Origin of the sequence: Actinoplanes sp. CA-142083, assembly GCF_050942195.1 — a bacterium.
Lineage (GTDB): Bacteria > Actinomycetota > Actinomycetes > Mycobacteriales > Micromonosporaceae > Actinoplanes.
Genome location: NZ_CP192076.1, coordinates 8,943,553 through 8,956,379 on the forward strand (window position 1 = coordinate 8,943,553; position 12,827 = coordinate 8,956,379).

Sequence of the window (12,827 nt, forward strand, 5' to 3'; positions counted from 1 at the left end):
AGGGCGCGCACGCCCTTTCGAGAGATGCTCATGTGATCAGGATGGCCGCGCGCCCGGGATCCGGCAAGCCATTATCCCGGGCGGCGACGGCGCTACTTCGGGGCGTTCAGGTCGTCGAGGGCCTTGACCGAGCCTCGGTGCAGCGGGACCGGCTCAGTCTTGCGGGCGGTGTCGAGGCTGATCTCCTTGGCGGCCGCGTTGGCCTGTTCGAGCTGGGCCTTGCGGTCGAACAGGACCCTGGTGAGGACGCAGGCCACATCCGGGTCGAGGTCTTCGCGGACCAGCAGGAAGTTCGGCACGATGATGGTGGGGACGTCGGCGGGGGTCTTGTAGGTGGCGGCGGGCACCGTGCCGGCCTCGTACACGGGATTGATTTTCTGCAGGTCGGGCAGCAGCGGCGTGACGTCCAGGAACTGCACCTTGCCGGCGGCGGTCGTGAGCAGATCGGTGACGCCGGGGGTGGGCAGGCCGCCGGACCAGAACATGGCGTCGATCGAGCCGTCCTTCATGCCGTCGACGGTCTTGGTGAGGTCGAGCTTCTGGGCGCTGATGTCCTTGGCGGGGTCGAGGCCGGCCGCCTTGAGGATGCGGTTGGCGATGACCTCGGTGCCGGACTTCGGGGAGCCGGTGGAGACGCGCTTGCCGCGCATGCCGGCTACGTCCTTGATGCCGGCGCCGGAGCGGACGATCACGTGGGTGTAGTTGGTGTGGATGCGGGCCAGCGCGGCGATCGGCTGCTTGGCGGTGAAGCTGCCGGTGCCGTTGATGGCGTCGGCGGCGGTGTCGGCCAGGGAGAAGGCGACGTTGTAGGTGCCGGCGACGACCTGCTGGATGTTCTGGACCGAGGCGCCGGTCTCGGCGGCGGTGGCCTTGAGCTTGCCGCCGGCGGTGCCGATCTGCTCGGCGTAGGCGTTGCCGAGCGCGAAGTAGACGCCGGTCGCGTTGCCGGTGGCGATGCCGACCCGGGTGTCCTTGGTGACCTCACAATTGACGTCGCCGCCGGCGTCGGTGGAGGCGGCGTCCTGGCGGCCGCCACAAGAGGCAAGACCTCCGACGAGTACGAGTGCCGCAAGGGTTGATGCCGTTCGTCTCATGTCGTCCCCGTTTCTTCCTTGATTGGAGGAGGAGAAGGCGATTTGTCCGATTCACGAGAAGGGCGAGTCACGAAGGTCCACAGCGCGGCCGCCGCGAGCGCGCCCACTCCGAGCACGATCGTCAGCGGCTCCAGATAGAGCAGCAGCAACCCGGCCGCGGCGCCCAGCACGCGAGCCGGCAGAGGCGCCGGCCCGATCCCGGGGAACCACGCGCCGGTGGCCACCGCCAGCCCGAGCACCGCGAGCATCGCGACCGCCGTGGCCCACACGATGCCGACGAACGAGCCCCGGCCCAGCAGGAACGAGCCGTTGTCGGTCAGCACGAAGGCGATCGGCGCGAGGAACGCCGGCAGCGCGTACTTGAGCGCCTGCCACATCGTCGGAATCGTCCGGCCGCCGGTGATCGCGCTCGCGCCCACCGCGGCCAGCGCCGTCGGCGGCGTCACCTCGGAGAGCACCGAGTAGTAGAAGACGAACATCGCGGCGGCGGGCGCGGGGACGCCCAGCCCGAGCAGGGCCGGCCCGATGATGACCCAGCCGATGATGAAGCTGGCCGTGACCGGCACGGCCAAGCCGAGGATGGCCAGCGCGACGGCGGCCAGGACCACGGTCAGCGCCAGGATCGCGGTCGGGTTGGACGTGACCGCCTTGGCCCCGGAGACCAGCAGCGACGCCAGCTGCGCGCCGAGGCCGGTCTTGGTGGTGATCGCGGTGATGATGCCGGCGGCGGCGCAGACCGCGACGACCGGCAGCACGCCGCGGACCCCGGCCGACAACGCGACGAAAAGGCGCTTGGGAGTCATCCACGCCTGTCGGTCGAGGAAGGACAGCAGGAACGCGGCCAGCGTGGCGTAGACGACGGCCCGGGTCGCGCTGACGTCGAGCGCCAGCAGCACGATGATCAGGATCAGCGAGGAGAAGTGGTAGCCGAAGCGGAGCAGCAGTCGCCACGCGCTGGCCGGCGGCGTGTCGAGGGCGCGGACCCGGAAGCGGCGCACGTCGATCTCGACGGCGAGCAGGATGCCTAGGTAGTAGAGCAGCGTCGGGATGGTGGCCCAGCCGAGGACGGTCAGGTAGGAGACGTCGAGGTACTCGGCGACGATGAAGGCGGCCGCACCGAGCGTGGGCGGGCTGAGGATCGCGCCGACGCCGGCCGCGGCGAGCATGCCGCCGGCCTGTTCCGCGGGGTATCCGGCCCGCCGCAGCATCGGCCAGGTGACCGCGCCGACGCTGACCGCGGTGGCGGTGCCCGAGCCGGAGACGGTGCCGAGCAGGAAGCCGGCGGCCACCGCGGTGCGGCCGGCGGCGCTGCGGGACTTGCGGAAGGCGGCCACCGACAGGTCGACGAAGAAGCGGCTCGCGCCGGAGAGGTCGAGCACCGCGCCGTAGATGGTGAACAGCACGATGTACGTCGCCGCCACGTCGAGCGGGGTGCCGTAGAAGCCGCTGCCCGAGTTGTAGAGCGCGTCGATGATCTGGGAGAAGTCGAGCCCGGCGTGCGCGATCGGCCAGTCCTGGGGCAGGAGGCCGCCGTAGTACCCGTACGCGAGGAAAGCGAGACAGACGATCGGCAGCGCGACCCCGGTCGTGCGCCGGCAGGCCTCGACCACGAGCACCAGGAGCACGGCGCCGAAGACGATGTCGATCGGCTCGAGCAGGCCCTGCCGGTCGAGGAAGCCGTCGTAGCCGCCGCGCAGCGGGTTCACCGGGTACAGGCAGACGATCAGGGCGGCGCCGGCCAGGAGCCAGTCGGGCAGCGTCGGCCGGTCGCTGCCGGGTTTCTTCAAGAACGGCAGACGAGACTTGTACGCGAGGAAGACCAGCGGCAACGTGCCGGCCAGAAAGATGATCAGGTAGAACTGGCTGCCCCGGGCGAGGGGGCGGAAGACCTGCCACAGCACGAGCACGGCAACCAGGAACGCCACGATCGATACGCCGAGCCCGATGCGGCCGGTGAGGTTGCGAGCGGGCAGCTCCTCGTCGTCGTAGTGAACGGCCGGGGGGTCGTCGGTCCCCGCTTGATATCGATCACCGCCCATGGGTGGACAGTACCAAGCGGGATGTAAGCGAACACAAGGCAAAACAACCGATCTGAAACCGCGACCGGTGCACCCGCGCAACCCACCACGGGCCCAATGGATTCATGCTCGAACTGGGGACGCGACGCGACGGTGGACTGGCGAACGACTTCACGCTGGTGCGCCGGCGCCGGATGATGGGGCTGACCCGCGGCATCACGGTGTCGACCCTCGGCGCGGAGGCCGGCCCGATCGCCCGCTCGGGCATCGTGCGCGGGGACATCCGGCGCGGCTTCGGTACGGCGAACGGGGTGGCCCGGGGCGTGCCGCTCGACATCCGCGTGCGGCTGACCAGCGCGAACTCCGGTCGTCCCCTGGTCGGGCAGGCCGTCTATCTCTGGCATTGCGACCCGGACGGCAACTACTCGCTGCACTCGCCGGGCCTGGAGAACGAGAACTACCTGCGCGGGGTGCAGGTCGCCGACTCGGCCGGCTGGGTGCGCTTCACCAGCGTCTTCCCGGGCTCGCACGAGGGCGCCTGGCCGCGCCTGCACGTCGAGGTCTACCCGAGCGTCGCCCTGGGTGAAGCGTCGCCGCTGCACGCCGCCGAGATCTTGCTACCGTCCGACGCCTGCGCCAAGGCGAGCGGGACGGCCTCCTTCGAGGGTCACCCGGGCGCGGCCGTCGAGATGGCGTGCGTGACCGGTGACGTGCGGCGCGGCCTGGTCGCGACCCGGACCGTCACCATCTAGGCACCCCCTTCCGGGGGTGGCGCGTCCGGGAAACGAAGGCGCAGGCTGTGGGGATGACGACGGCGGCATTCCGGGCAGCGCGGGACTTCCTGCTCGAGCACTCCTCGGACTATGACACGGCCACGGCCGGGTTCGAGTGGCCCTCGCTCGACGAGTTCAACTGGGCGCTCGACTGGTTCGACGTGATCGCCGAGGGAAACGAAGCGCCCGCGCTGTGGATCGTCGAGGAGGACGGCTCGGAGCAGCGGCTCTCGTTCGCCGAGATGTCCCGCCGGTCGAACCAGGTGGCCAACTGGCTGCGCGAGCAGGGCGTGCGGCGCGGCGACCGGATCGTCCTGATGCTCGGCAACCAGGTCGAGCTGTGGGACACGATCCTGGCCGTGATGAAGCTCGGCGCCGTGCTCATTCCCGCCACTCCCCTGCTCGGCCCGGCCGACGCCGCCGACCGGGTGGCCCGGGGCGGGGCGGCGCACGTGGTCGCGCTGTCGTCGGCGGCCGCCAAGTTCGACGCCGTATCCGTGACCAAGATCGCGGTGGGCGAGCCGGTTGAGGGTTGGCACTCCTTCTCTGACGCCTATTCCGGAAATGTCGGGTTCGAGGCGGACGGGACTACGCGCGCGAGCGACACGCTGCTGCTCTACTTCACGTCGGGGACGACGGCCCGGCCCAAGCTGGTCGAGCACACCCACCAGTCCTACCCCGTGGGCCACCTCTCCACGATGTACTGGATCGGCCTGCGCCCCGGCGACGTCCACCTCAACATCTCCTCGCCGGGCTGGGCCAAGCATGCCTGGAGCAACGTCTTCGCCCCCTGGAACGCCGAGTCCTGCGTCTTCATCTTCAACTACACCCGCTTCGACGCCGGCCGCCTCCTGGCCGAGATGCAGCGGTGCGGCGTGACCAGCTTCTGCGCCCCGCCGACCGTCTGGCGGATGCTGATCCAGTCCGACCTCTCCGCGCTGCGCACCCCGCCGCGCCTGGTCGTGGGCGCCGGCGAGCCGCTCAACCCCGAGGTCATCGACCAGGTGCAGAAGGCTTGGGGCGTGACCATCCGGGACGGCTTCGGGCAGACCGAGACGACCGTGCAGATCGCCAACACGCCGGGCCAGCCGGTCAAGCCGGGCTCGATGGGACGCCCGGTGCCGGGCTACACGATCGAGCTGATCGACCCATTGACCGGCGAGGCCGCGACCGAGGGGGAGATCTGTGTCGCGCTCGACCCGCGGCCGACCGGGCTGATGGTCGGCTACCACGGCGACGACGCGTTGACGGCGGAGCGGATGGCCGGCGGCTACTACCACACCGGCGACGTCGCCTCCCGGGACGACGACGGCTACATCACGTACGTCGGGCGCACCGACGACGTGTTCAAGGCCTCCGACTACCGGATCTCGCCGTTCGAGCTGGAGAGCGTGCTGATCGAGCACGAGGCGGTGGTGGAGGCGGCCGTCGTACCGTCGCCCGACCCGCTGCGGCTGGCCGTGCCGAAGGCCTACGTCGTGCTTGCGGAAGGATTTTCGGCGACCGCCGAGACCGCGGAGACAATCTTCGCGTACGCGCGGGAGCACATGCCGCCGTACGCGCGGATCCGTCGCCTGGAGTTCGCCGAGCTGCCGAAGACGATCTCCGGAAAGATCCGCCGTGTCGAGCTACGAGCGGCTGAACAGGAGAAGCACGCCGACCCCACCTTCCGGCCGGAGGGGGAATTCACCGGCTAACGTTGCGCGGTGTCCCGTGGTCGCCTGGCTTACCTGCTCGTTGTCGTGGCATTGCTGGGTGGGATGGCGTTCGCCATGGTCACCACGGCCGTGCAGCAGTCGCCGACGATCGACGAGCCGGTTTACGTCGGCACGGCCGAGGTGCTCACGCAGCAGCACAGCCTTCAGTACAACCCGGAGCATCCGCCGCTCGGCAAGCTGGTGATGGCGGCCGGGCTGGCGTTCGAGAAGCCGTACCTCGATCCGGCGTTCACCGGCAACCAGACCAATCTGGGCCGGCATGTCCTGTACGAGACCGGCAACAACCCGTTCCGGCTGATGCTCGCGGCCCGGTTGCCGATGATCGTGCTGACGCTGCTGTTCGGGCTGGTGGTGCTGGGGTTCGCCCGGGATCTCGCGGGGCCGTGGGCTGGCCTGGTGGCGCTGGCGCTCTACGCCTTCTCGCCGGACGTGATCGCGCACGGGTCACTGGCCACGCTGGACGTTCCGGCGGCGGGACTGTTGCTGTCGACGTTCTGGATGCTGTGGCGGTCCCGTCGGCGGCCTCGGCTCTATCTTCCGCTGGCCGGGGTGGCGCTCGGGGCGGCGCTCGCGACGCGGATGAGTGTGCTTCCCGCCGTACCCATGGTGATGCTCTTAGCGCTTTTGTCGCCCTTTATGGTGGGGAAGCCGGGCAGCTGGTGGAAAAAGATGGCCTGGCGCGTGGTGGGGGCGATCGGGGTTGGGCTGATCGCTACGGCGATGGTCTGGATCGTGTATCTCGCGGTTGATCCTCGGCTGCGGTGGAGCACACCGGCGCTGGCGACGAATCCGGGTGGGCTGAAAGGGCTGGCGGTTGATCTGCTGCCGTTCCCGAAGGCTTATCGGGACGGGGTGCTGATCCAGTTCCGGTTCGAGGCGCGGACGTTCAACGGGTTCCTCTTTGGGGAGGCCTATCGGGGGTCGCTCTGGTACTACGCGCCGGCGGCGCTGCTGATCAAAACGCCGCTCGGGATGATGGCGCTGTGGCTGGCAGGGACGATCACCATGCTGGTCAAGCCGGCGTTGCGGGTGGCGACGCTGTATCTGCTGGTGCCGGCCGGGGTGCTGCTGCTGGTGGCGATGACGGGGGCCCGGGACTACGGCAGCCGGTACGTGATCTTCATGCCGATCTTCCTGGCCGTGGTGGCGGGGACCGTGGTGGTGATCCGGTTCCGGTGGGCGCATGCGGTTACTGCGGTGCTAGTCGCGTTCGTGGCGGTCAGCTCGGTTCGGACATTTCCGTTTTATCTCCCGTATTCGAATGAGGCGTTCGGGGGGACGTCTCATACGCATCGGAATCTGCACGATTCGAACGTGGACTGGGGGCAGGATTTGCCTCGGCTTTCGGATCGGCTGCGGGATCGATATCCAGGCCAGCCGGTGTGGCTGGTCTACAAGGGAGCCGGCGTCCCCGCCTATTACGGGATTTTGGGGAAAAATCCGCTTGCGGTGCCTAATGACCAGGTGCGCGGGCTGCTCGTGGTGTCGGACTCGAGGGTGGCGCTGGCGAAGGGCAAGTTGAAGCAGCTCATCGACTCCAGCCAGGAGATCGACAACGTCGGGTACTCCATCACCATTTATCGGCGCTGAATTTAAGTCTGTCCAAAGATCTTGGGCATGACGGCGTGGGAGCGTGCCCAGTAACGTCTCGCGCTGATGAGCACTTCTCCGCCCCCGCCTCCGCCTATGCCTCCGGCTCTGCCTCCGCCGACGAACCCGGCCGGTCACCGCAGGCCGGGGTCCGCGCACCGCCTCGCCCTGATCGGTGTGGCCGCGGGAGTGGTCGTCGCCGTGGGTATCGCGGCTCTCGTCCTTCCCTCGGGCACGCTCTTCGCGGCTTCGTCTTCGTCCTCGTCCTCGTCCCCGGCGCCGGCTTCCGCTGCGAGCGCCGGAGCTGTCGCCGCCTCCGCCGCCGCGGCCTTGCCGTCGGCCGCCGCCTCCGCCGCGGTCTCCCCGTCGGCTTCCGCCGCGCCCAAGACCGCCGGCGCCTGCGCCCGGCCCGTCGGCGCCACCCCGGTCACCAAGGTCACGCAGGTCAGCGTCGGCTCCGGCGTGAAGGGCTACGGCGGCGAGGGCGACACCGACCCCCTGCCGATGGCGATCGCCGGCACCCCCGGCGGCACCTCGTGGCTGGCCTGGCTCGGCACCGACGGCAAGGTGCACCTCGGCAAGCTCGGCTGCGACGACAAGCTGGCCGGCGCCCCCACCAGCTTCACCGGCATCGACCTGCAGGACGTGCAGGCCGACGCGACCGGCGGCGTCCTGCTGGTCACCCGCAAGGGCGACTGCCACACCGGCCCGCTCTGCGGCGGCGAGTCCAGCCCGTGCAACACCATGTGGATGGTCCGCTTCGACAACTCCGGCCACCAGGTCTGGGAGCGCCAGGTCACCAACCTCACCGGCGCCCGCGGCGGCTACGACGACGGCGCCCGGTTCGTCTGGTGGTACCAGCACCACGGCCGGCTCGCCTCCGACGGGAGCAACTACGCCGCGTACTTCGGCGTCGCCATCACCGTCCAGAACGGCAACTGCGTCGACATCCACGAGGGCGACCGCATGCAGGTGGTCAGCAAGTCGGGTGCCCTGGTCGGCGGGCACGGCAGCTTCGAGGTCGGCTGCAGCCACGCCTGGACGTCCCGCATCGTCTGGGATCCGCGCGCCAAGAAGTTCACCATGGTCTGCGCCACCGACAACAACTGCCGGATCGCCCAGCCCAACCCCTATCGCACGGTGGCCGCGGGCACCTGCGACGGCACCCTCTTCGGCGGCGACCTGGTCCTGGCCAAGTCGTCGGGTTACTGGACCGCGTGGAGCCAGGGCGGCAAGGCCAGACTCTCGCGCTTCTCCGGCAGCTCCGCCGCCAGCAAGACGGTCACGACGTCGGCCGCCACTCAGCACCCGCACCTGGTCGCCTACGGCACCAGCAAGATGCTGCTGGCCTGGGGCTCGGGCTCGTCGATGCGCGCCCAGGTCTACGACGCCGCCACCGGCGCCGCGTCCGGCAAACAGCTCACCATCGCCGTCAAGGACCACAACTACCAGGCCTTCAAGCCGTACGCGGACGGCAGCGCCGCCTACCCCGCAGCCGGCGCCACGAGCACTTCGATCAAGGTCGCCCGAGTCATGCCCAGCTGACCCCGGCGCACTCGCGCAGCCTGATGAATTGGCGCTCGCACCGCGCATCAACTCATCAAGGCCAGCGGCAGCCCGCGCCCGGCCGAGCGACGGCATCCGGGCCCTGATGACTTGCCGCACACAGCACGCGCCAACTCATCAAGCCGCCGGGCACCCGCCCGCGACCGGGCTGCGCTGATGAGTTGGCGTCGACAGCGCGCGCCAGGTCATCAAGCTGCCGGCACCCTCCACGCGACCGGGCGGCGCTGATGAGTTGGCGTCGGTAGCGCGCGCCAGGTCATCAAGCTGCCAGCACCCTCCCCGCGACCGGGCGAGGTTGATGAGTCGGCGTTCACAGCACGCGCCAACTCATCAAGGCTCGCGGCTGCGGCAGGCGCGGGCGGGCGGCGGGCGGCGGCGGGCGTGGCGGCGGGCGGCGTTGATGAGTTGGCGTTCACGGCGCGCGCCAACTCATCAAGGTCGCGCGGCGCGAGCCGGGTCAGGCGTTGCGGATACGGGCGGCCTCCTGCAAGCCCAGGATGTCGACGGCCTGTTCGCGCATCTCGACCTTGCGGACCTTGCCGGTGACGGTCATCGGGAAACCGTCGACGACGTGCACGTAGCGCGGGATCTTGTAGTGCGTGAGCCGGCCGTTGCAGTAGGCGCGGACCGCCTCGGCGGTCAGCGGCTCCGTCCCCGGGCGCATCACGATCCAGGCCATCAGCTCCTCGCCGTACTTCGCGTCGGGGACGCCGATCACCTGGACGTCGGCGATGTCGGGGTGGCCGTACAGGAACTCCTCGACCTCGCGGGGATAGACGTTCTCGCCGCCGCGGATCACCAGGTCCTTGATGCGGCCGACGATGTTGAGGTAGCCGTCCTCGTCCATGGTGGCCAGGTCACCGGTGTGCATCCAGCGGGCGGCGTCGATCGCGTCGGCGGTGGCGTCCGGCTGCTCCCAGTAGCCGAGCATCACCGAATACCCGCGCGTGCACAGCTCGCCCGGCTCGCCGCGGGGGACGACCAGGCCGGTCGCCGGGTCGACGACCTTCGACTCCAGGTGCGGCATCACCCGGCCGACGGTCTCGGTGCGGCGGGCCAGGTTGTCGTCGGGGCGGGTCATCGTGGAGACCGGCGACGTCTCGGTCATGCCGTAGCAGATCGCCACCTCGGCCATGTTCATCTCGGCGACGACCCGCTTCATCACCTCGACGGGACAGGGCGAGCCCGCCATGATGCCCGTGCGCAAAGAGGACAGATCGTACGATGCGAAGTCCGGCAGGCCGAGCTCGGCGATGAACATCGTGGGCACGCCGTAGAGCGAGGTGACCCGCTCGGCGGCAACCGCCGCCAAGGTCAAGGCGGGGTCGAAGCCGGGCGCGGGCAGCACGATGCAGGCGCCGTGCGAGGTCGCGCCGAGGTTGCCCATCACCATGCCGAAGCAGTGGTACAGCGGCACCGGCAGGCAGACCCGGTCCTGCGAGGTGTAGTTGATCAGCTCGCCGACGAAGTAGCCGTTGTTGAGGATGTTGTGGTGCGAGAGCGTCGCGCCTTTGGGGAAGCCGGTGGTCCCCGACGTGTACTGAATGTTGATCGGATCATCGAAGGCCAGCGTGGAAGCCCGCGCGGAAATCTCCGACATGTCGCCGGAAACAGACAAATCCTCAAATGAGGGATGACCGATGTAGGCCACGGCGTCAAAACCGATCGAGGAGATCATCGAACGGTAGTCGCTGCTCTTGAAGGAAACAGCGCTGATCAGCAGCGAAAGCCCGGACTGCTTCACGACGTACTCGAGCTCATGCGTCCGATAGGCCGGATTGACGTTGACCAGGATCGCCCCGATCTTCGCCGTCGCGTACTGCGTGATCACCCACTCCCCGCAGTTGGGCGCCCAGATCCCGACCCGATCCCCCTTGGCGATCCCCCGCCGCAGCAGCCCCCTAGCCAGCCGGTTGACGTCGGCGTCGAGCTCGGCATAGGTCCACCGCCGTCCGGCCGCGACGTCGACCAGGGCCTCCCGGTCGCCGAAGAGCGCGACGGCGCGCTCGAAGTTGGCCCCGATCGTCTCGCCGAGCAGGGGCGCGGTGCTGGTGCCTGACGCGTAGGACAACATTTCCGCAGCTTGACCCCGTGACGGCAATCACGCCACCCCTGTTCGGGGGTAGAGCTCCGATGACATGCTGTCCACGTGCTCGAAACAGCCGACCTGCCCGCCGCGCTCGGCCGGATCCGCCGGGTCACCGGCCTCCCGGTCGCGTTCGGCGGCGTGGTCGCGACAGACTGCCGCCACCTGCGGCTCTCCGATTTCGCCGGCACGTCGACGCTGGCCCTGCACGGCCTGATCGTGAGCGCCGGCCACGGGCTCGGCGGCCGGGTTGTGACCACCGCCCGCCCCGGCCGGGTCGAGGATTACGCGGCCGACCCGCGGATCAGTCATGAATACGACGCGCCGGTCGGCGCCGAGGGCCTGCGCGCCATCGCCGCCGTCCCGGTCGCGATGGGCGGGTCGGTGCTCGCCGTTCTCTACGCCGGAACCCGTGAGCCGATCGCCGTCGGCGGCCGGGCGCTCGAGGCGATGAGCCGGGTCGCGGTCCGGCTCGGCACCGAGGTGACCGTCCGCCGCGAGGTGGCCCGCCGGATGGCCGAGCTGGAGACCGCCGCCGTCCGGGGCGCGCCCGACGCCACCGCCGGCGAGTGGGAGGAAGTGCGGTTGGCCCACGCGGATCTCCGTACGCTGGCTGCGGAGACCTCGGACCCGGACCTGAAGGCGCGTCTCCAGCAGATCTCCGACCGCCTGGTCGCGCATCGGCCCGCCGCAGGCGAGATCAACCCGCTCTCGCCGCGCGAGCTCGACGTGCTGGCGATGGTGGCGGTCGGATGCGGCAACGCGGAGGCTGCGCGGAGGCTGGGCCTGCTGCCCGAGACGGTGAAGAGCTACCTGCGCAACGCGATGCGCAAATTGGGCACGCACCGACGGATGGAGACGATTGTGACCGCACGCCGCCTGGGATACCTGCCGTGAGGCGGGTCGTCGTGACTCCTTCGGGAGTGCAAGTCGTCGACGCCGAGATTCCAGAGCCAGATCAAAATCAGGCTCTCGTACGCGTCGCGGTAGCCGGCGTGTGTGGGTCCGACGTGCACGCCTTGCAGGGCAAACACCCGTTCATCACGCTCCCCTATCCGCCCGGTCACGAGGTCAGCGGCACGATCGAGGCGGTCGGGCCGGGGGTGTCGCTCGCGGTCGGCACGCGGGTCGCGATGGAGCCGTTCCTGCCCTGCTGGGAGTGCAAGCAGTGCCGCGCCGGCCGGCAGAACGTCTGCGAGCGGCTGCGCTTCTTCGGCTGCGCCCACGACCAGGGCGGCATGGCCGACTACTTCACCGTCGACCAGCGGCGGCTGCACGTCATCCCTGACTCGCTCACTTGGCGGCAGGCCGCGTTCATCGAGCCCCTCGGCACGCCGGTGCACGCGTCGCGGCTCGCCGGCGGGCTGTCCGGCAAGACCGTGGCGATCCTCGGCGCCGGCACGATCGGCCTGCTCACGCTGATGGTGGCCCGCGTCCAGGGCGCGTCGCGGGTCGTGATGACCGCGCGGTCGACGCGCAGCCGGGATCGGGCCACCAAGTTCGGCGCGGACGCCGTCCTCGACGCGACGGCCCCGAACGCGGCGGCTCTCGTGCGGGACGCGCTGGGCGAGAGCGCCGACGTGGTCTTCGACTGCGTCGCCGAGCAGTCCACGATGGACCAGGCCCTCGCGATGGCCGACAAGGGCGGCACGGTGGTGGTCGTCGGTGTCCCGCCGGCCCCGGTGACGATCCCGCTGCCGATGATCCAGGACAGCCAGCTGCGGATCCAGGGCAGCGCGACGTACCTGCCGGAGGACTTCACGGAGGCGATCGACCTGCTCACCTCCGGGGCCGTCGACGTCACCGACCTGGTCACCGCGGTACGCCCGCTCGACGAGGCCGCGGCCGCCTTCGCCGACGCGGCTTCGGGCGAGCACATCAAGGTGCTCCTTGACGCGCGCGGCTGAGTTCTCCCTCTCGGTTCTCGGTCCCCTGCGGGTCACGGTCGGCGGCTCGACCGCCGGCCGGCTCAGCGGTTCGTT

Annotated in this window: 9 protein-coding genes; 6 read left to right on the forward strand and 3 right to left on the reverse strand. The window is 69.9% G+C overall.

Going from position 1 to position 12,827, the window contains the following annotated elements:
• Window positions 1-92: 92 nt before the first annotated feature.
• Together ACQPZX_RS40970 and ACQPZX_RS40975 are read right to left on the reverse strand one after the other, a co-directional pair.
• Window positions 93-1,094, reverse strand: coding sequence for a TAXI family TRAP transporter solute-binding subunit (locus ACQPZX_RS40970; protein WP_433368132.1), 1,002 nt, complete (start codon window positions 1,092-1,094; stop codon window positions 93-95).
• The gene (locus ACQPZX_RS40975; protein WP_433368135.1) at window positions 1,091-3,133 is read right to left on the reverse strand and encodes a TRAP transporter permease; all 2,043 of its coding nucleotides are present in this window, start codon (window positions 3,131-3,133) and stop codon (window positions 1,091-1,093) included. The genes ACQPZX_RS40970 and ACQPZX_RS40975 overlap by 4 nt, the downstream gene beginning before the upstream one ends.
• Before the next feature lie 104 nt (window positions 3,134-3,237).
• Here ACQPZX_RS40975 and ACQPZX_RS40980 point away from each other — a divergent pair, with 104 nt between their 5' ends.
• The 4 genes from ACQPZX_RS40980 (at window position 3,238) to ACQPZX_RS40995 (ending at window position 8,738) form a co-directional block, all read left to right on the forward strand.
• On the forward strand, window positions 3,238-3,864 hold the full coding sequence (locus ACQPZX_RS40980) for a hypothetical protein (RefSeq protein ID WP_433368137.1): 627 nt from the start codon (window positions 3,238-3,240) through the stop codon (window positions 3,862-3,864).
• 53 nt (window positions 3,865-3,917) lie between these two features.
• Window positions 3,918-5,582: an AMP-binding protein gene (locus ACQPZX_RS40985; protein WP_433368140.1), complete on the forward strand. Its 1,665-nt coding sequence runs from the start codon at window positions 3,918-3,920 to the stop codon at window positions 5,580-5,582.
• A 45-nt stretch (window positions 5,583-5,627) separates the two neighbouring features.
• Window positions 5,628-7,193: an ArnT family glycosyltransferase gene (locus tag ACQPZX_RS40990; protein WP_433368143.1), complete on the forward strand. Its 1,566-nt coding sequence runs from the start codon at window positions 5,628-5,630 to the stop codon at window positions 7,191-7,193.
• Window positions 7,194-7,289: 96 nt separating this feature from the next.
• Window positions 7,290-8,738 (forward strand): hypothetical protein, encoded by a 1,449-nt coding sequence (locus ACQPZX_RS40995; RefSeq protein WP_433368146.1) that lies wholly within the window; start codon window positions 7,290-7,292, stop codon window positions 8,736-8,738.
• A 478-nt stretch (window positions 8,739-9,216) separates the two neighbouring features.
• Here the strand turns inward: ACQPZX_RS40995 and ACQPZX_RS41000 are convergent, their stop codons facing one another.
• A complete protein-coding gene (locus ACQPZX_RS41000) occupies window positions 9,217-10,833 on the reverse strand; it encodes an AMP-binding protein (RefSeq protein ID WP_433368148.1) in 1,617 nt (538 codons plus the stop codon).
• Between the two features lie 75 nt (window positions 10,834-10,908).
• Between ACQPZX_RS41000 and ACQPZX_RS41005 the strand changes: the two genes are divergently transcribed.
• The gene (locus tag ACQPZX_RS41005) at window positions 10,909-11,742 is read left to right on the forward strand and encodes a LuxR C-terminal-related transcriptional regulator (RefSeq protein WP_433368151.1); all 834 of its coding nucleotides are present in this window, start codon (window positions 10,909-10,911) and stop codon (window positions 11,740-11,742) included.
• Entirely contained in the window at window positions 11,739-12,752 is a 1,014-nt protein-coding gene (locus tag ACQPZX_RS41010) for a zinc-dependent alcohol dehydrogenase (protein ID WP_433368154.1), read from the forward strand. Before ACQPZX_RS41005 ends, ACQPZX_RS41010 begins: the two co-directional genes overlap by 4 nt.
• Window positions 12,753-12,827 lie beyond the last annotated feature (75 nt).